Annotated in this window: 20 protein-coding genes and 1 pseudogene; 9 read left to right on the top strand and 12 right to left on the bottom strand. The window is 32.8% G+C overall.

Annotated features, from left to right (window positions below; translation table 11 throughout):
- Positions 1-188: 188 nt before the first annotated feature.
- On the bottom strand, positions 189-878 hold the full coding sequence (locus tag IDG64_RS07185) for a metal-dependent hydrolase (protein ID WP_000777197.1): 690 nt from the start codon (positions 876-878) through the stop codon (positions 189-191).
- Between the two features lie 174 nt (positions 879-1,052).
- Between IDG64_RS07185 and IDG64_RS07180 the strand changes: the two genes are divergently transcribed.
- Positions 1,053-2,108 (top strand): M24 family metallopeptidase, encoded by a 1,056-nt coding sequence (locus IDG64_RS07180; RefSeq protein ID WP_000161676.1) that lies wholly within the window; start codon positions 1,053-1,055, stop codon positions 2,106-2,108.
- A 78-nt stretch (positions 2,109-2,186) separates the two neighbouring features.
- Here the strand turns inward: IDG64_RS07180 and IDG64_RS07175 are convergent, their stop codons facing one another.
- Positions 2,187-2,300 (bottom strand): hypothetical protein, encoded by a 114-nt coding sequence (locus IDG64_RS07175; protein ID WP_031775021.1) that lies wholly within the window; start codon positions 2,298-2,300, stop codon positions 2,187-2,189.
- A 123-nt stretch (positions 2,301-2,423) separates the two neighbouring features.
- Entirely contained in the window at positions 2,424-3,542 is a 1,119-nt protein-coding gene (gene ald / locus IDG64_RS07170; RefSeq protein WP_000689998.1) for an alanine dehydrogenase, read from the bottom strand.
- 140 nt (positions 3,543-3,682) lie between these two features.
- On the opposite strand from ald, the gene IDG64_RS07165 reads away from it, so the two are divergent.
- Complete coding sequence (locus IDG64_RS07165) at positions 3,683-4,183, top strand: universal stress protein (protein WP_000634175.1); 501 nt, start codon at positions 3,683-3,685, stop codon at positions 4,181-4,183.
- A gap of 245 nt (positions 4,184-4,428) precedes the next feature.
- On the opposite strand, the gene IDG64_RS07160 is transcribed toward IDG64_RS07165, so the two are convergent.
- From IDG64_RS07160 to IDG64_RS07135, 6 genes and pseudogenes are all read right to left on the bottom strand, one after another.
- Positions 4,429-5,631, bottom strand: a complete 1,203-nt coding sequence (locus IDG64_RS07160) for an acetate kinase (RefSeq protein WP_000040061.1) — start codon at positions 5,629-5,631, stop codon at positions 4,429-4,431.
- Positions 5,632-5,718: 87 nt separating this feature from the next.
- A complete protein-coding gene (locus tag IDG64_RS07155; protein ID WP_000840576.1) occupies positions 5,719-6,666 on the bottom strand; it encodes a class I SAM-dependent methyltransferase in 948 nt (315 codons plus the stop codon).
- A 122-nt stretch (positions 6,667-6,788) separates the two neighbouring features.
- Entirely contained in the window at positions 6,789-7,283 is a 495-nt protein-coding gene (gene tpx / locus IDG64_RS07150; RefSeq protein WP_000136257.1) for a thiol peroxidase, read from the bottom strand.
- Positions 7,284-7,380: 97 nt separating this feature from the next.
- Positions 7,381-8,150: pseudogene (locus IDG64_RS07145) on the bottom strand (sulfite exporter TauE/SafE family protein).
- Between the two features lie 43 nt (positions 8,151-8,193).
- A complete protein-coding gene (thiI, locus tag IDG64_RS07140) occupies positions 8,194-9,417 on the bottom strand; it encodes a tRNA uracil 4-sulfurtransferase ThiI (protein ID WP_000872651.1) in 1,224 nt (407 codons plus the stop codon).
- The gene (locus tag IDG64_RS07135; protein WP_072470676.1) at positions 9,417-10,565 is read right to left on the bottom strand and encodes a cysteine desulfurase family protein; all 1,149 of its coding nucleotides are present in this window, start codon (positions 10,563-10,565) and stop codon (positions 9,417-9,419) included. Before IDG64_RS07135 ends, thiI begins: the two co-directional genes overlap by 1 nt.
- A gap of 148 nt (positions 10,566-10,713) precedes the next feature.
- Between IDG64_RS07135 and IDG64_RS07130 the strand changes: the two genes are divergently transcribed.
- On the top strand, positions 10,714-10,854 hold the full coding sequence (locus IDG64_RS07130) for a hypothetical protein (protein WP_001789981.1): 141 nt from the start codon (positions 10,714-10,716) through the stop codon (positions 10,852-10,854).
- A 73-nt stretch (positions 10,855-10,927) separates the two neighbouring features.
- Here IDG64_RS07130 and ezrA read toward each other — a convergent pair whose 3' ends face one another.
- Complete coding sequence (gene ezrA / locus IDG64_RS07125) at positions 10,928-12,622, bottom strand: septation ring formation regulator EzrA (protein ID WP_000244865.1); 1,695 nt, start codon at positions 12,620-12,622, stop codon at positions 10,928-10,930.
- Positions 12,623-12,758: 136 nt separating this feature from the next.
- Between ezrA and IDG64_RS07120 the strand changes: the two genes are divergently transcribed.
- The gene (locus tag IDG64_RS07120) at positions 12,759-13,223 is read left to right on the top strand and encodes a GAF domain-containing protein (RefSeq protein WP_000207845.1); all 465 of its coding nucleotides are present in this window, start codon (positions 12,759-12,761) and stop codon (positions 13,221-13,223) included.
- 243 nt (positions 13,224-13,466) lie between these two features.
- Positions 13,467-14,069, top strand: coding sequence for a 30S ribosomal protein S4 (rpsD, locus tag IDG64_RS07115; RefSeq protein WP_000090512.1), 603 nt, complete (start codon positions 13,467-13,469; stop codon positions 14,067-14,069).
- A gap of 215 nt (positions 14,070-14,284) precedes the next feature.
- Here the strand turns inward: rpsD and IDG64_RS07110 are convergent, their stop codons facing one another.
- On the bottom strand, positions 14,285-15,028 hold the full coding sequence (locus tag IDG64_RS07110) for a glycerophosphodiester phosphodiesterase (protein WP_000174285.1): 744 nt from the start codon (positions 15,026-15,028) through the stop codon (positions 14,285-14,287).
- A 79-nt stretch (positions 15,029-15,107) separates the two neighbouring features.
- Here IDG64_RS07110 and IDG64_RS07105 point away from each other — a divergent pair, with 79 nt between their 5' ends.
- The 4 genes from IDG64_RS07105 to IDG64_RS07090 all read left to right on the top strand — a co-directional run bounded on the left by IDG64_RS07105 (position 15,108) and on the right by IDG64_RS07090 (position 18,608).
- The gene (locus tag IDG64_RS07105) at positions 15,108-15,554 is read left to right on the top strand and encodes an OsmC family protein (protein WP_000553927.1); all 447 of its coding nucleotides are present in this window, start codon (positions 15,108-15,110) and stop codon (positions 15,552-15,554) included.
- 113 nt (positions 15,555-15,667) lie between these two features.
- Positions 15,668-16,828, top strand: coding sequence for a pyridoxal-phosphate-dependent aminotransferase family protein (locus tag IDG64_RS07100; protein ID WP_000291419.1), 1,161 nt, complete (start codon positions 15,668-15,670; stop codon positions 16,826-16,828).
- Positions 16,815-18,419: a phosphoglycerate dehydrogenase gene (gene serA, locus IDG64_RS07095; protein ID WP_000808837.1), complete on the top strand. Its 1,605-nt coding sequence runs from the start codon at positions 16,815-16,817 to the stop codon at positions 18,417-18,419. The genes IDG64_RS07100 and serA overlap by 14 nt, the downstream gene beginning before the upstream one ends.
- Before the next feature lie 93 nt (positions 18,420-18,512).
- On the top strand, positions 18,513-18,608 hold the full coding sequence (locus IDG64_RS07090; protein ID WP_031775019.1) for a hypothetical protein: 96 nt from the start codon (positions 18,513-18,515) through the stop codon (positions 18,606-18,608).
- Here IDG64_RS07090 and IDG64_RS07085 read toward each other — a convergent pair.
- Positions 18,569-19,699, bottom strand: a complete 1,131-nt coding sequence (locus IDG64_RS07085) for an HAD family hydrolase (protein ID WP_000721708.1) — start codon at positions 19,697-19,699, stop codon at positions 18,569-18,571. The two genes, IDG64_RS07090 and IDG64_RS07085, sit on opposite strands and share 40 nt — an antisense overlap.
- Between the last annotated feature and the right edge of the window lie 159 nt (positions 19,700-19,858).

Here is a 19,858-nt window from a genome sequence, read left to right as displayed (position 1 = left end):
ATAATCAATGTCTAATTGTATAGAACTAAAATTACGAGAGTAGGTCAGAAATGATAAAGAACCACTGATGTCCCCCGTCCACGTCGTAACTGAATCAGTAGAATATAAAAACACCCACTAAAAAAATGCAGACGATAACTTCCACATAGATTAGCGAGGTGTTTTTTAGTGTAAAATCTATATTCTATTTAAAACTGAACAGATTCACCTGGTTTTAAAATTTGCACGTCCCCTACATTAACAGCATCTTTAAATTGTTGTGGATCTTGTTCGATTAATGGGAATGTATCATAATGAATCGGTACAGAAATTTTTGGTTTAATAAATTCATTAATAGCATAACTTGCATCATCAATACCCATCGTAAAATTATCTCCAATTGGTACAAAACATACATCAACTGGATGACGTTTCGCAATAAGTGACATATCACTAAACAGACCTGTATCACCAGTATGATAAATTGTTTTTCCTTCAACTTCAAACACGATACCCATTGGCATACCTAAATAAACTGGAATACCATTTTCATGTGTAAAACTTGAACTATGAAATGCTTGAACAAATTTAACGCTTCCGAAATCAAAGTTTGCTTTACCACCAATATTCATACCATGAACATTTTCAACACCGTGATATGAAGAAAGATAGTCAGCCATTTCTGCACTTCCAATTACTGTTGCTCCTGTTTTCTTTGCTAGTTCCACAACATCACCAAAATGATCAAAATGACCGTGCGTTAAAACGATATAGTCTACCTGCACTGTTTCAATATTCAAATCACACTTAGGGTTATTTGAAATAAACGGATCTACGATAACCTTTTTGTTGTTCCCTTCTAAATAAATCGTTGATTGACCTTGAAATGATAACTTCATTTGAGCATCCTCCTATCAATTGCTATATAAATTTAGTACCCTTTTGCCACTTAATTATAACAAATTCTCAAATTTTAAAAATTGAAAATCTAGTTAATGTATTAGCTCGATTTTGAAATCTAATAATAATTGGCATAAAATGGAAGTAATATTATGTTGAGGAGTGTTTATAAAATGACAAAAATATCAAAAATAATAGACGAACTGAACAATCAACAAGCTGATGCAGCATGGATTACAACACCGTTGAATGTATATTATTTTACTGGATACCGTAGCGAACCCCATGAAAGATTATTTGCATTATTGATTAAGAAAGATGGTAAACAAGTACTATTTTGTCCAAAAATGGAAGTCGAAGAAGTCAAAGCATCACCTTTCACAGGTGAAATCGTTGGATATTTAGACACTGAAAACCCTTTCTCACTTTATCCTCAAACAATCAATAAATTACTAATTGAAAGCGAGCACTTAACAGTAGCACGCCAAAAACAATTAACCTCTGGTTTCAATGTCAATTCATTCGGAGATGTTGATTTAACAATCAAACAATTGAGAAATATTAAATCCGAAGATGAAATTAGCAAAATACGTAAAGCTGCTGAGTTAGCAGATAAGTGTATCGAAATAGGTGTTTCTTATTTAAAAGAAGGTGTGACTGAACGTGAAGTAGTCAACCATATTGAGCAAACTATCAAACAATATGGCGTCAATGAAATGAGTTTTGATACGATGGTTTTATTTGGAGATCATGCCGCATCACCTCATGGCACACCAGGAAATCGCAGATTAAAAAGCAATGAATATGTACTATTTGATTTAGGTGTAATTTATGAGCATTATTGTAGCGATATGACACGTACCATTAAATTTGGTGAACCTAGCAAAGAAGCACAAGAAATTTATAATATTGTATTAGAAGCAGAAACATCTGCAATCCAAGCAATTAAACCTGGAATACCTTTAAAAGATATCGATCATATCGCTAGAAATATTATTTCAGAAAAAGGTTATGGTGAATATTTCCCTCATCGCTTAGGTCATGGCCTAGGATTACAAGAACATGAATATCAAGATGTTTCAAGTACTAATTCTAATTTGTTAGAAGCTGGCATGGTTATTACAATCGAACCAGGTATTTATGTACCAGGTGTTGCAGGTGTAAGAATTGAAGATGACATACTTGTCACTAATGAAGGATATGAAGTATTAACACATTACGAAAAATAAGGAGTGGGATAAAAATGAAAAGCTTGTTACAAGCGCATTCTCATTCAGTCAAACACTGCCAATATAACATTGTAGCGCCTAGGACATAAATTTTTGTCCAAGTCTAAATGCAATATGTAACAAACAAGCTAGAAACACATATGCAGGTATGTTCATCAGTAACATGTAATGAATCAAATCAATATCATTCATGTTCGATGATTTCTTCGCATTGTTTCTAGCTTTAATTTATCATTATTTAATTTTAATAACCAAGGAGATGATAACGTCATTCTTTAGTACGCTGTAATCCATTCCCTTTTCATCAAATTCAAATTATAATTGTAATGCTTCTTCTACAGATTTATATTCCATTTCAAATGCCTCTGCAACGCCTTTATTGGTTACGTGACCTTTGTAAGTATTTAAACCTAATGATAATGGTTGATTTGATTTAAATGCTTCTCTATACCCTTTATTAGCTAGCATGAGCGCATAAGGTAGCGTAGCATTATTTAAAGCTAACGTCGAAGTACGCGGTACTGCACCTGGCATATTTGCAACTGCATAATGAACCACACCATGCTTAATATATGTAGGATCATCATGTGTCGTAATTTTATCAGTTGTTTCAAAAATACCGCCTTGATCAATAGCAATGTCAATAATAACTGACCCATTTTTCATTTGTTTAATCATGTCTTCTGTTACAAGTCTTGGCGCTTTAGCACCTGGAATTAAAACTGCACCTATTACTAAATCACTTTGTTTAACATACAACTCAATATTCAACGGATTTGACATAATTGTATGTACACGTCCACCGAATAAATCATCTAATTGTTGTAAACGCTTTGGATTAACATCTAAAATCGTAACATCTGCACCTAGTCCTAGTGCAATTTTAGCTGCATTTGTTCCTGCTTGACCACCACCGATAATAGTTACTTTACCCTTAGGTACTCCTGGGACACCACCTAGTAGAATTCCCATACCACCATTAAGTTTTTGTAGGAACTCTGCGCCAACTTGAGCTGACATTCTTCCTGCTACCTCACTCATTGGTGATAACAATGGTAAAGATCGGTCTGGTAACTGCACAGTCTCATATGCAATACTAATTACTTTTCTATCTATCAAAGCTTGTGTTAATTTTTCTTCATTTGCTAAATGAAGATAAGTGAATAATACAAGCCCTTCTTTAAAATATGGATATTCAGATTCAAGTGGTTCTTTAACTTTAATAACCATATCCACATCCCAAACTTTTGCTTGTTCAGCAACAATCTCAGCACCTGCTTCTTTGTAATCTACATCTTCAAAGAATGATCCTGAACCCGCATTTGTTTCCACTAAAACAGTATGCCCACTTTCTACTAAAGCGTGCACACCACTTGGTGATAAACCAACACGATTTTCATTATTTTTAATCTCCCTTGGTATACCAATTTTCATACCATCCACCTCCATAATCATCTTAACGCGAACATTTTGAAAGCGCAATCAAAAATCCACAAAATTGTAAAGGTTATTACACTGACTTTTCCGAAAATTGTGGTAAAATATAATTAAGAAAGAACAAGGAGGCACTTACTATGATTACTTACAAAAATATTTTAATCGCAGTTGACGGTTCACATGAAGCGGAATGGGCATTTAACAGAGCAGTTGGTGTTGCTAAACGTAACGATGCGAAGTTAACAATTGTGAATGTAATTGATTCAAGAACGTATTCTTCTTATGAAGTTTATGATGCTCAATTTACTGAAAAATCTAAGCATTTTGCAGAAGAATTATTAAATGGTTATAAAGAAGTAGCTACTAACGCTGGTGTTAAAGATGTAGAAACGCGTCTAGAGTTTGGCTCTCCTAAATCTATCATTCCTAAAAAGCTTGCACATGAAATTAATGCAGACTTGATTATGAGTGGTACATCAGGCTTAAATGCCGTGGAAAGATTTATTGTTGGTTCTGTATCAGAATCTATCGTTCGTCATGCGCCATGTGACGTGTTAGTTGTTCGTACTGAAGAGTTACCAGCAGACTTCCAACCACAAGTTGCAACAACTCAATTACGTGAAAAATATCAAAATTAAATATAGATGATCATTAGATAACTACTTGATCATTATGAACCAAGTGCAACTTTCTGCACTTGGTTTTTTATTGTTTATAAATAAAACTCATTTAATAATGTTTTCATAATCTTCTTCGACTACTTAATTCTTTAAGATATTCGTGAAAAGAGACATTACACTAGTTAATTTTCAAACAATACAAAAAGCGTCTACCTCCTACATATAATTGTAGCGGAGATAGACGCTTAATATTTATTTAAAAATTATTTTAAACCACCGAATGTCATAACATCACGGGCAATCATACTTTCTTCATCTGTTGGAATAACGACAACTTTAACTGGTGAATGAGGATAGTTAATAAATCCTTCTTTACCACGTAGTAAGTTTTCATTTTTCTTAGGATCCCAGTAAACACCCATAAATTCTAAGCCTTCAAGAACTTTCGCACGAATTTCTACTGAGTTTTCACCGATACCTGCTGTAAATACGATAACATCAACACCATGCATTCTCGCAGCATATGATCCAATATATTTGTGAATTTTAGAAGCAAATACATCTAAAGCCATTTGTGAACGTGCTTTACCTGATTCAGCTTCTTCTGATAAGTCACGTAAATCACTAGATGTACCTGATAATCCTAATAAACCTGATTCTTTGTTTAAGATTTCCAATACTTGTTCAGCAGTTTTACCTGTTTTTTCCATAATAAATGGAATTAAAGCAGGGTCAATATTACCAGAACGAGTACCCATTGTTACACCAGCAAGTGGTGTGAAGCCCATTGATGTATCAATAGATTTACCGCCATCGATAGCTGCAATTGATGCTCCATTACCAATGTGACATGAAATAATACGTAAATCTTCAATTGGCTTATCTAACATTTCTGCCGCTCTTTGTGATACAAATTTATGGCTTGTACCATGGAAACCATACTTACGAATGCCATAATCTTTATAATAATGATATGGCAAGCTATATAGATATGCTTTTTCAGGCATTGTTTGATGGAATGCTGTATCAAAAATTGCCACATGAGGGATATTTGGTAATAATTTACGGAAAGCACGAATACCCATCAAGTTAGCTGGGTTGTGAAGCGGTGCTAATTCGCTTAATTCTTCAATTTCCTTTTCAACCTCATCAGTAATAGCTACTGATTCAGGGAATTTTTCACCACCATGTACAACACGGTGACCTGTTCCATCGATATCGTTAATATCATTAATAATATTGTGCGCTTTAAAAGCATCCAACATGATATCAACTGCCTCAACGTGATCCTTGATATCTTGTACTGATTTAACTTTTTCCCCGTTGACTTCGATTGTAAAAATTGAATCCTTCAATCCGATTCTTTCTATTAAACCTTTTGTTACTAATTCCTCTTCAGGCATTCTAATTAATTGAAATTTTAATGATGAACTACCAGCATTGATAGCCAAGATTAATTTTGACATAAGTAATGATCCTCCATCGTTTGCTTTTTATACTATTTCATTTCTCATTTTATCATTCATACAGTTTTATGACTATACTATTACAGATTATTTTTTAGGACGATTTGTGTCCATCCACTGATTTAACTCTGTCATAAATCCTTGAAATTGTGAAGGATTTTTGAAATCAGGAATATTTGCCAATAATACTTCAACTGGCTTTGTTTCACCCGATTTTTTCTTTTGTAAAATTAATATAGATTTTCGCGCTTTTTCATTTTTAAATAAAGTTGGTGGTAAATTTAAAAATGCTTGCATCTCTGTCTCTGTTGCAATATATTTTTCAAGCTGTTTTACATGTTCACCTGTAAAAATATTACTTGGTACCACTAGAAAGGCATATCCAGCATCTTTTAATGCATTTATTGCTTGTTCTATTAATAAATAATGTGAATAACTATGTCCTTCTTCAAAACCTAGCTTAAACTCCTTACTTCTTTCATCAATTGGATAATAGCCTACTGGAAAATCACCAATAACGATATCTGCTTCTTCTAATGGTAGTGGCATGATGGCATCTTGAGGATACACATCGAAAGGAATTTCTAAGAAGTTTGCTAAATGTACACTAACACGTGATAAAACTGGATCAACTTCAATTAAATGATGCATAACCGCAATTTCAGGTAACACTTCTTTTACAGTAGCACTTAAATGACCGGCACCACTTGCAATATCAACAATATGTAATTCTTCTTGGTTGTTCATAAAACGCTCAACTAAAAATCCTAGTATCAATCCAATTGAATCTGGTGTAATTTGATGATTTGCTTGTATCTTTTCTTCCTGCATTAAACTTAAATATGCAAATTGGAATGCTTTACGTCGATCTTGTAACGTCGATTGTTCTAACAATCCTCTTTCATTGGTATATACTTGTTCCATTGCTAGCCCAAGATTTTCAATAAAACTTTGGCCATTTTCATTATTTAATGTTTTAGCTTTTTCATCTAATGTATGAAACAAGCGTTCCATAATTGTTTGTTGTTCTGCCATATTCGTCCCTCTCCAATAAAAAGTGCCCATAGGTCTTAGCAATCATAGAAAACAATTCTATTTTAATGCTGTTGACAACGATGGACACGATGTATACATTTTAAGATTTATCTCTTTAATGATTAAATATTTTTGTATGCAGCTAAAGCAGCATCAAAATCTGGGAAATCAGTACCTTCACTAACGATTTCTTTATAAACAACTTTATTATCTGCATCTAATACAAATACTGCACGAGCTAATAAGCGAAGTTCTTCCATAACAACGCCATAGTTTTCACCAAATGATAAGTCACGGTGGTCACTTAATGTAATGACATTGTCTAAACCTGCTGAAGCGCACCATCTTTTTTGTGCGAATGGTAAGTCTGCTGAAATTGTAAGCACAATCCCCTCTTCTTTAGAAGCTTCAGAGTTGAATTTGCGAGTCTGCTGATCACAAACACCTGTATCAATTGATGGTACCACACTAATTAATTTCTTTTTACCAGCATAATCTGCTAATGTTACTTGATTTAAGTCATTATCTAACACTGTAAAATCAGGTGCAAAATCACCTTCATTAATTTGTTGACCTTTTAAGTGGATTGGTCCACCTTTGAATGTTATTTCAGTCATATACTTGACCTCCTGCATTTTAAAATTCTAACTACATCATACGACAATTTATGGTTTGATTACAATTTTCATGCTTTAATCAAAAGCAAATTTAATTTTATACAAATTGTTGAATATAATCAAAAGCATTTTTTAAAATTAAAATAGCAGTAATAATAATAAATAATACTTTTACATAGCCAACACCTTGTTTGATAGCAAAATGTGCCCCAGTATATGACCCAGCAATCATGCTTGTAGCCATTATTAAACCTATTACATAATCTACTTGTCCTAATACCATAAATAATACAAGCGCACCTATATTAGAAGCAAAGTTCAAAACTTTAGCATTTCCTGCTGCACTTAAAAAATCAAAACCAAAGACTAACAATACAAAAAGCATAAATGAACCTGTTCCCCCACCTACAAATCCATCATAAAAGCCGATTAATATAAAAAGTGCTGCAAATAGTATGGCTTTCTTAAATGTAAATTGAGTAAACGTACGTGTATTGCCCCAATCTTTTTTAAGTAATGTGAATATAAACACCGACGAAAGTGCAATAATGATTAAAGGTTTCAATATTTGTGACGGAACCATCGTTGCAATATATGCGCCACATGCAGATGCCAAAAATACAAAACCAAATAATTTGGCAACAACATATAAGTCCACTTTACCGGACCTTATAAACTTTATCGTACTAGTTAAAGAACCAAATGAACTTGCCAATTTATTTGTACCTAAAGCCACAGATGGTGGTAGACCGATTGCTAATAATGCTGGCGTAGAAATTAAACCACCCCCCCCACAACCGAATCTATAAACGCCGCGATAAAACCAAATAAAATTATGATTATAATCATCGTTAAGTTCAAATCCATAGTTTAACATCCCCTTATGTTTAAATTTACTCTAGGATTTTATTTATAAAAAGTCATTTATTAATTGGTTTGTTTGCTGTTCTTTAATAGTTTTATAATCACTAGTTATTTCAAGTGTTTCAATATTTTCAACAGCACGATTAATCATCTCTTCAAAATCAAAGACACTTTCATATTGGACTACCTTATCAAAGTTTGGTTCGGTTACTGGATTTTTAGGGGTGAAAATTGTACAACAATCTTCAAATGGTTGAATAGATGTTTCAAATGTACCGATTTCTTTCGATTTAATAATAATTTCTTCTTTATCGTAAGTTAATAAAGGACGTAATACAGGAGTAGAAGTTACATTATTAATTGCATACATGCTATGAAGTGTTTGACTGGCTACCTGCCCTAGGTTTTCACCATTTACAATAGCTAAAGCCCCTATTTGATGTACTAATTTATCAGCAACACGCATCATCATACGTCTCGTTGAAGTCATTGTATATCTTGGATGTACAACTTTATTCACCTGTTTTTGCAATTCTGTAAATGGTACAATATGCAATTTAATTGGTCCAACACGTTCAGCTAAAATACGTGTCAATTCAATAACTTTTTCTTTTGCTTGATCACTTGTAAATGGTGGACTATGGAAATGAATCGCTTCAATTGTTACGCCACGTCTCATCACTTCCATCCCAGCAACTGGTGAGTCTATACCGCCTGAAAGCATTAGTAACGTCTTACCACCAGTACCAACTGGTAATCCACCTGAACCCGGAACAACTTCTTCATACATATAAATTGCATCTAATCTAACTTCCACTCGAATTTCATGATCTGGACGTTTGACATTCACTGAAATATTGTCGAAGTGCTTCAATACTGCACCACCCAATTCACGCTGTAATTCATACGTATCCATTGGGAAATTTTTATCGGCACGCTTAACATCAATTTTAAATGTGCTGTTTTCTTCAAATTGCTGCGCAAATTTAATTGCCGCTGCACTCATTGCATCTATTGTTTTTTCTACTTTTAATACTGGACTAATAGATTTAATACCGAAAATTTTTGATAATCGATATGTTATTTCATTTATATCTGCATGGTCTTCAAGTTCAATATACATACGATCTCGTTTGCCTTTAACGACAAACCCATCAAGTCCTTTTAATGACTTATTTACATTATTTCTTAATTGATTTACAAATTTTTTTCTATTTGAACCCTTTAATGTTAACTCCCCGTATCTAACAAGCAAGTGATCATACTTCATTATTTTAGCAACTCCTTAATTTCCTCATAAATGATGATAAATATTTCTTTAAACCTTGCTATATCTTCTTTAGTTGTAGTAGCCCCAAATGATAATCTTATACTACCTTCAATAGATTTGTCTGATAATCCCATTGCAGCCAATACTTCATTTAATTTATTACGTTTAGATGAACAAGCACTCGTCGTAGATATCATAATGTCATATTTTGAAAAAGCATTAACTAATACTTCACCTTTTACGCCAGGAAAACTAATATTTAAAACGAATGGTGAACCTGAAGTTGAAGAATTAATATAAACTCCATGATATTTATTTAAAAATTGACGGACGTCATTATTTAACTCAGTAACAAATGCATTCAATGCTTCAAAGTTTTCATTAGCTATCTTCATCGCTTTAACCATTGCAATATCATTTGGCAAATTAACTGTTCCACTTCTAACACCATATTCTTGACCACCACCATGGACAGTTGGTTCAACATTTTGAATGTGATTTACAAGTAAGACGCCTTGGCCTTTTAAACCATTAAACTTGTGTCCACTTAAACTAATACTATCTATGTTATTGAGATCCATTGAAATTTTGCCGAATGCTTGAACTGCATCTACATGAAAATGTGCCTTAGGATAATTTTTTATAACTTTAGCCATTTGTGGAATAGGCTGTATTTGTCCAGTTACATTATTTACATACATACATGTTACTAAACCGACTTTGTCTGACATTAATTCTTTGAAGTGTTCTAAGTTAATACTGCCATCTTTCTTTACATCAACATATTTAACTTTAAATCCTTCGTGTGCTTCCAAATATCTTACAACCTCTAATACGGACGGATGCTCTAACACGGATGTAATTATTTCCTTCGCTGTATCAAATTTACGATAGGCAATACCTTTTAAAGCAAGATTATTGGATTCAGTTGCACCACTAGTGAATACAACATCATAATTTGTTTTTGAATTAATCATTGCATTAATTTGGGCTTTTGCTTGTTGTAGTAATTGATTTGCCTGCAAACCAGCTTTATGCGGACTATTCGGATTATAATACATTGATTGATTTACTTTTAAATAAGTATCTAACACTTCTTCAAATGCTTTCGTCGTTGCCGCATTATCTAGATATATCAAAATAAACACTTCTCTTTCATTAATCATCAATCGTTAAAATTGTTTTACTCAAGCATTATACTATTATCCGACAAAAAATAAAGGTTATAGCGCAAAATAATCTTATTTCTACTTATTAAATAAGAATTAGACTATTTCACTCTATTTAAACAGCTGTGTGATTATGCTTTTTTCACTACTTATATTAATTAAAACAACACATTTGATTACGTTTATCTTTAAACAATTGCTATTTATATTTATTGTCCCTTTCATTTATCCATATAAAAAAGAAGCTAGACAACGTATCGTTGGCTAACTTCAATTATTAAACTCATCAGTCCAATTTGACAGAGTGCTCATATTATTTAAGTATAACTACATACTAGTTTCTATTGCTTAATAACTTCTTCTTCAATATGTTTAGTAACACCTGGCTCAACACTTTCAAGAGCTTGCTCTGCAATTTCAATCGCACGCTTATAGCGATTATTTTTAAATAATCGTTCAGCTTCATTTAAGCTCTTATCAACATTGCTATAGTCCTTACGATATCTATTTCCATATTGAATTAATTTCTCTGCATAAACAGCATTAACAAGAACATCATTTGCTTCATCTTCAAATGTATTCATTTGAATCACAATTTTAGACACTTTATCTTTTAACTGTTTAACGTGTATTGGACGTTCACTAAATTGTTCGTTAACATCACGAACTTCATGATCAATTTCATTTTTCATGATGATAAACCTTTCAGGAACGCTTGTTAAGTTAGAAGCAAGTAATCGACGATACACTTCTTCTTTCTTCGATTGTACTCGTAGCAGATTGTCTTCTGCTTCTGCTTCATCTTCACGCAATTGAATCAGATGATTTTGTAGCTTTTCTTGTTTGTCATTAATAACTGTGACATGATCTTCTAAATATTGTAAATTATCCTGAACCTCGCTATATCGCACAGCAGATTTAGACATTTCTTTTAAAATATCATCATATACAGAAATTAAACTTTGAATTTCATTTTCAAATTGACGAACACTTTGAGCATCAGATTCATTTATATAGTAGTTTTCACGTACATATTCAATTTCTGTTTGCAATGTATAATTCATGTCTTTAGCTTTGAATAAGTTATCCGTAATGATATCTTTTGTTTCTTCGACATCATTTTTAGCTTTAACTTCATGTTCAATTAAATCATACATGTCATCTAACTTATCATTGATATTAGCTAGTTTATCATTAGCTTCTTCTAATTCTAAGCGGCTAATTAATGGTTCAACGAAACTAAGCTCTGTTTTTAAGCTTTGTAATGTACTGTCTACTTTTACGTGATCCAGATCATACCCTTCAACTTTAAGATCACGGCAACCATATTTTAAATCTTGGAATTGACCAGGTAATTCTTTTTGAGTTTCTCTAATTAATTCTGGTATTTCTTCCATATAAGATCTTAGCTGTTTCATTTGTTCATTCAAGGCAGCTATATGGTTGTGCGCTTGTACATAATTACCATCAGCTTTTAGTACTTCATATTGCTCTAACCTTGGCTCAAACTTTTCAATTTCAGTTTCAAGTAGACTTGCTGCCTCACCAAATTGATGACGATTTGCTAAAACATCACGTTTCATTTCACGATAATCAACCTTACATTTGTCATATAATTCATCATTATCTTTGTATAACGCAATAATTTCATTTACATCTTCTAATTGTTGCTGATAGCTTTGTTCGTAACTATCCATCAACTCATTTGCATCATCAATTTCACTTTGAGATGCGTTGAAACTAAATTTATCTAATAAAGCCTCAGCATTATGGATTTTTTCTTCCACAGGAGCTAGATACTTATTTGTACTTTCTACGTTGTCCTTTTTCATTGCATCGTATTTCGTTTTTGTTTCACCTTTTAAATTCAACTTAGATAATTGTGCAAGGTTTTGATCAAAAGGTAACGTCTCAATTTCATTTTTACGTTCGATTGCTTTTTCAATAATTTGTCGTTTATTTGAACGTAAATAGAATAATACACCTACAGCAATCAATATAATCACAATTATTGCCAAAATGATATATAACACCATATGCTTCTCCTCCTAATTTATCATTACTATTATAACGTAATTTTGCTTAAGGATAAATTATAAAATGAATTTATTGCCATAATATTTTCGAAATTCTATACTATTATAAAATCTATGAAAATAAGAGGTTTTAAATATGACAACAATTAACCCAACAAACTACACATTATTAAAGAAACAAGCAGCAAGCCTTATTGAAGATGAACATCATATGATTGCTATTTTAAGTAATATGTCTGCCTTATTAAATGATAATCTAGATCAAATTAATTGGGTCGGCTTTTACTTATTGGAACAAAATGAACTTATACTTGGACCTTTCCAAGGACACCCCGCTTGTGTCCACATTCCAATTGGAAAAGGTGTATGTGGTACAGCCGTTTCAGAACGTCGTACACAAATTGTAGCTGATGTTCATCAATTCGAAGGACATATCGCTTGTGATGCTAATAGTAAGTCTGAGATTGTCGTTCCAATTTTCAAAGATGATAAAATTATCGGCGTCTTAGATATCGATGCCCCTATAACGGATCGATTTGATGACAATGACAAAGAACATCTTGAAGCAATTGTTAAAATTATTGAAAAGCAACTCGCATAAAAGGACATCAGCATTTTCAATAAAGTGTTGACAGTTAGCAGGAAAATGTTACAATAATCTTTGTGTGAATTAACGAAAGTAGCAGTTGTATATTATTGAGCGCTATGTTGTTCCCAATGCGGACGTGTCACGTAACTGTCGCTATAAGGTGAAGACACATAAAACAATATATCTTAGTAAGCATGCAACACTCTTTTTTGTTTATTCATAACAACAAAAAAGAATTAAAGGAGGAGTCTTATTATGGCTCGATTCAGAGGTTCAAACTGGAAAAAATCTCGTCGTTTAGGTATCTCTTTAAGCGGTACTGGTAAAGAATTAGAAAAACGTCCTTACGCACCAGGACAACATGGTCCAAACCAACGTAAAAAATTATCAGAATATGGTTTACAATTACGTGAAAAACAAAAATTACGTTACTTATATGGAATGACTGAAAGACAATTCCGTAACACATTTGACATCGCTGGTAAAAAATTCGGTGTACACGGTGAAAACTTCATGATCTTATTAGCAAGTCGTTTAGACGCTGTTGTTTATTCATTAGGTTTAGCTCGTACTCGTCGTCAAGCACGTCAATTAGTTAACCACGGTCATATCTTAGTAGATGGTAAACGTGTTGATATTCCATCTTATTCTGTTAAACCTGGTCAAACAATTTCAGTTCGTGAAAAATCTCAAAAATTAAACATCATCGTTGAATCAGTTGAAATCAACAATTTCGTACCTGAGTACTTAAACTTTGATGCTGACAGCTTAACTGGTACTTTCGTACGTTTACCAGAACGTAGCGAATTACCTGCTGAAATTAACGAACAATTAATCGTTGAGTACTACTCAAGATAATACGTTCAATACAAACACCCACAATTGTGGGTGTTTTTTTTATTAATTTAAAAATGATAGATTCAAAATTATATGGAGCTACCCTATTTTACAATCAACTTAGAATTTACAAGTCTTATTTGTTTAATTATCTTTAGTATTTCATCATTAGTTTTTAAAATTATCAATTGCGATATACGAATCCTCATCCCTCTATCAAATTACCATTCATCGTCTCACTTAATAAATAATTTCGGATTATCTGTAATTAATCCATCTACACCCATTTGTCTTAATTTTTCTCCAGTTTTCAATTTATTAACTGTGTATGGCATAACCTGTAATTGATGATGATGTGCTTTATCAACAAATTTTCTGGTCACTAATGCATAATTAGGATTAACATAACTAGCAATTTGAGCAATTCTTGAAAAGTTTGGCTTTTTATACCAATAATTACGTTTACTACAAAGCACACCTAATTCATATATACTGCCCAATGTGTTTAACTTTTCGATGCATTCGATATCAAAAGATTGTATAACTACTTGTGTCGCATCGACTTTCTTTTCTTCCAAAAATGCCAGCAATTTACATTCTATTTCTGGATATAAATTCGGACTTTTCAATTCAATCAATAGCTTTTTATCATACTTTAAGCATAATGAAAGTACTTCATCTAACGTGGGTATTCGTTCTCCCTTAAAAGCAACATCTTTATAACTACCAAAATCAAATGATTTTAATTGCGATAATGTGTAATCAGAAATACGCCCCTTACCATCCGATGTTCTATCAATTGTTTCATCATGTATCACAACAAAATGTTGGTCTTTGGTCAAATGAACATCTATTTCTAACATAGCAACATTGAGCCCCATTACCTCTCGATAACCGACCATTGTATTTTCAGGAAAATCACTCGGCAATCCACGGTGCGAAACAATTTGTAATTCATCTTTCAGTTTATTCAGAGTCATTGATAAGTCACCTTTCTGTTAAACTTTGATAAACTATTCTAAAATTAAACTATCACAATTATATTGGAGGTTAAAGCAATTGCATCAACATGACTTTAAAGTCCAAACTTCTTGGCAAGGTGGTCGTAACAATGTCGGAAACGTTCAAGGCGACATACTTTCAGAGAATATTTCTATACCTGCTTCTTTAGGTGGTGTTGGTATAGGAACAAATCCCGATGAAATGTTAGTATCAGCCGCTTCATCATGTTATATCATCTCATTAGCAGCTACTCTTGAACGTGCAAAGTTCACAGATATTTCAATTGAACAACAATCGATTGGAACAGCTTGTTTAAATAACGGAAAATTCAGTATGTCAAAAATTGTGCACCATCCTCAAATTCAAATTCCAAGTGATCAAATAGCACAATTAGAAAAGCGATTACCAAAATTGATAACAATTGCAGATAATAATTGCATGATTTCAAATGCTGTAAGAAATAATGTGGACATAAAAATCTATCCCAGCATTCAGGCCAAATAAAATCGTTAAGTGATAACGTTTGTTCGACAATATAGCGTTATCACTTTTTTAGGCTTTTAAATTTTCAGAAAATTTGCTAAAATAGTGAAATCTTATTTATAGGAGGCATATAAATGTATTATCATCAACCGTTGTTATTAACACCTGGCCCAACCCCTGTACCTGATGCCATTATGAGAGAAATTCAAGCACCTATGGTTGGTCATCGTTCTAAAGATTTTGAAGACATCGCACAACAAGCATTTCAAGGTCTAAAGCCAATATTTGGGAGTCAAAATGATGTACTTATTTTAACATCTAGCGGTACAAGCGTCTTAGAAGCTAGTATGTTGAACATTGTAAACCCTGAAGATCACTTCGTTGTCATTGTTTCAGGTGCCTTTGGTAACCGATTTAAACAAATTGCACAAACTTATTACAAAAATGTGCACATTTATGACGTAACATGGGGAGAAGCTGTAGATGTTAAAGATTTCATCAATTATCTTTCAACTTTAGATGTTGAAGTTAAAGCAGTATTTAGTCAATATTGCGAAACATCTACGACAGTGCTACACCCTATTCACGAGTTAGGAAATGCCATCAATCAATTTAATAGTAATATTTATTTTGTAGTTGACGGCGTAAGTTGCATTGGTGCTGTTGATGTTGACATTAACAAAGATAAAATTGATGTACTTGTTTCTGGTAGTCAAAAAGCAATTATGTTACCTCCAGGATTAGCTTTTGTAGCTTATAGCCACCGTGCAAAAGAACGTTTCAAAGAAGTAACTACGCCAAAATTTTATCTAGACTTAAATAAATACATTTCGTCACAAGCTGACAATTCTACACCGTTCACACCAAATGTGTCTTTATTTAGAGGTGTAAATGCATACGTTGAAACCGTAAAAGCAGAAGGTTTCAATCACGTAATAGCACGACACTATGCAATTAGAAATGCATTAAGAAGCGCCTTAAAAGCATTAGATTTAACTTTATTAGTCAATGATAAAGATGCATCTCCAACGGTTACAGCATTCAAACCTAATACAAATGATGAAGTGAAAATAATCAAAGATGAACTTAAAAATCGGTTTAAAATAACAATTGCTGGTGGTCAAGGCCATCTTAAAGGTCAAATTTTAAGAATTGGTCATATGGGGAAAATTAGTCCTTTCGATATTTTATCGGTAGTATCTGCTTTAGAAATTATTTTAACTGAACACCGTAAAGTTAACTATATCGGTAAAGGTATATCAAAATATATGGAGGTTATTCATGAAGCAATTTAATGTACTCGTTGCAGATCCCATATCAAAAGATGGTATCAAAGCATTATTAGATCACGAACAATTTAATGTAGATATTCAAACTGGCTTGTCCGAAGAAGCATTAATCAAAATTATACCTTCATACCATGCTTTAATCGTTCGTAGTCAAACTACGGTCACTGAAAATATCATAAATGCTGCTGATTCTTTAAAAGTAATCGCACGCGCCGGTGTTGGTGTAGATAATATTAATATTGATGCTGCAACATTAAAAGGTATTTTAGTTATTAATGCCCCAGATGGTAATACGATTTCAGCTACTGAACATTCACTGGCAATGTTATTATCAATGGCTCGAAATATTCCGCAAGCACACCAATCACTTACAAATAAAGAATGGAATCGAAATGCATTTAAAGGTACTGAGCTTTATCATAAAACATTAGGTGTCATTGGTGCTGGTAGAATTGGTTTAGGTGTTGCTAAACGTGCGCAAAGTTTCGGAATGAAAATACTAGCTTTTGACCCTTACTTAACGGATGAAAAAGCAAAATCTTTAAGCATTACGAAGGCAACAGTTGATGAGATTGCCCAACATTCTGATTTCGTTACATTACATACACCACTAACACCTAAAACAAAAGGCTTAATTAATGCTGACTTTTTTGCCAAAGCAAAACCTAGTTTGCAAATAATCAATGTGGCACGTGGTGGTATTATTGATGAAAAGGCGCTAATAAAAGCATTAGACGAAGGACAAATTAGTCGGGCAGCTATCGATGTGTTTGAACATGAACCTGCAACTGATTCGCCTCTTGTTGCACATGATAAAATTATTGTTACACCTCATTTGGGTGCATCAACAGTCGAAGCTCAAGAAAAAGTGGCAATTTCTGTTTCAAATGAAATCATCGAAATTTTAATTGATGGTACTGTAACGCATGCAGTGAATGCACCTAAAATGGACTTAAGCAATATAGATGATACTGTAAAATCATTCATCAATTTAAGCCAAACAGTTGGTGAATTAGCTATTCAATTAATGTACAATGCACCAAGCTCTATTAAAATTACGTACGGTGGCGACTTAGCCTCTATTGATAGTAGTTTATTAACACGTACAATTATTACTCATATTTTAAAAGATGATCTTGGTCCTGAAGTCAATATTATCAATGCTCTAATGTTGTTAAATCAACAACAAGTGACATTAAATATTGAAAATAATAAAGCAGAGACAGGTTTTAGTAACTACTTAGAGGTAGAACTATCAAACGATAGCGATTCCGTTAAAGTTGGCGCTTCTGTCTTTACAGGTTTCGGTCCAAGAATTGTTAGAATTAATAATTTTTCTGTAGACTTAAAGCCAAATCAATATCAAATTGTGTCATATCATAATGATACTCCAGGTATGGTAGGAAAAACTGGCGCATTGTTAGGTAAATACAATATCAACATTGCATCTATGACTTTAGGTAGAACTGAAGCGGGCGGAGATGCGCTAATGATTTTATCCGTTGATCAACCTGTTTCAAACAATATAATTGATGAACTTAAACAAGTTGGTGAATACAATCAAATTTTCACAACTGAATTGACGGTACAGTCATAAACAATTTATGTAAATTCAAAATGCCAAGAAGACATTGGATTACTTCCATTGCTTCTTGGCATTTTTTCATTATTAATTTCATTGTAACTCAATATGAAACCTTTGGTTCAATCATTCACTTCAAGTTATGCTGTCAAACAACAATCAAATTACAAATTATCTAGTACACTTCTAAGTTCACCTAAATGATTAATAACATAGTCGGCATGATGCGCTTCTAACTCACCTGCAGCATCCTTACCTTTTAAACCTGTTAATGTTCCAATAAACGTTGCACCTATTTTTTGAGCACTTAATAAGTCAGCTAACGAATCGCCTACTATAAATACGTCATCTTTATTTACAATGTTATCTTGCTTATTGATATAAGATTCATATTTATCGCGATTATTACCATATAAAGCTGCGATATAACTAAAAGGATTCGGCTTTCCTAATGGTCGTGCTTGCGGATACATATTCTCTGCTTCTAAAACATCACTTGCTGTTGCAATAAAATCAGCCTCAAAATATGGTAACAATCCTAAATTTTCAAATGGCACAACAGTCTCAGTATAAGGACGACCTGTTGCAATACCTAATTCGAAACCAGCACCTTTTAAATCATTCAGAAGTACCTTAACTTCATCTACTGGTCTCAAAATAATTTCTTGATAAATATAACCTGTCTTAAAAGTAGTTCGTGCTATTTTCTTTTCAACATCTTCATACAACTTCGATCCTAAATACCATTCTTGATAAACTTCTTGCGCTAACGTCCATAATGCACCCTTCAAACTAAATAAAGTAGCATCCGAAACATGTAACTCTGTTGTTGCAAACTCTTCCAAAGCAGCATAAATATTATTTTTACCAACTTTTACATTATCCAAAAATTGTAAAGGTAGTTGTTCATTTAAATTAAAACAGTCTGCTAAGTTTGTGCTTATATTTTGCAACTTCAATTCGACAGGCTCATCTTGATACATGAATGCCTCAATTTCATCATGTGATAACTTTTTCAAAATATCAATTAAATGAATACTAAAAACGATAAATAACATATCCCAATTTGAATTCAGCCCTAGCGATTTTAATTTGTTTAAAATCTTATCTTTTTGAAAAATTCGATTCCTAATGTCTTGTATATCGTTATCAGTCAAAGTTTCCCAATCTATATGTGAATGAAGACCTAAATAACACTTATCCATTAATAATTCATATACCGTTAATGCAGAGACATCGAAACAACGTTCTTCACTTAAAAAAACGCCATCAACATCAAATAAAATTTTCTTCACAATCCCCACTCCATTTCTGAAAATTCAGATATAAATCATTCTACTATTTGACTAAAAAAAGCGCAAACCCTATTGAAGTTGGATTTGCGCTTTAGCTGTTTAAATTTTATAAATGTTTTTCAATTTCATCAGCAACCTGCTGTACGTGTGTACCGACAA

Source organism: Staphylococcus sp. EG-SA-15, from assembly GCF_017151895.1.
GTDB classification, from domain to species: Bacteria; Bacillota; Bacilli; order Staphylococcales; family Staphylococcaceae; genus Staphylococcus; species Staphylococcus aureus.
This window is presented reverse-complemented; position numbering and strand designations above follow the sequence as displayed.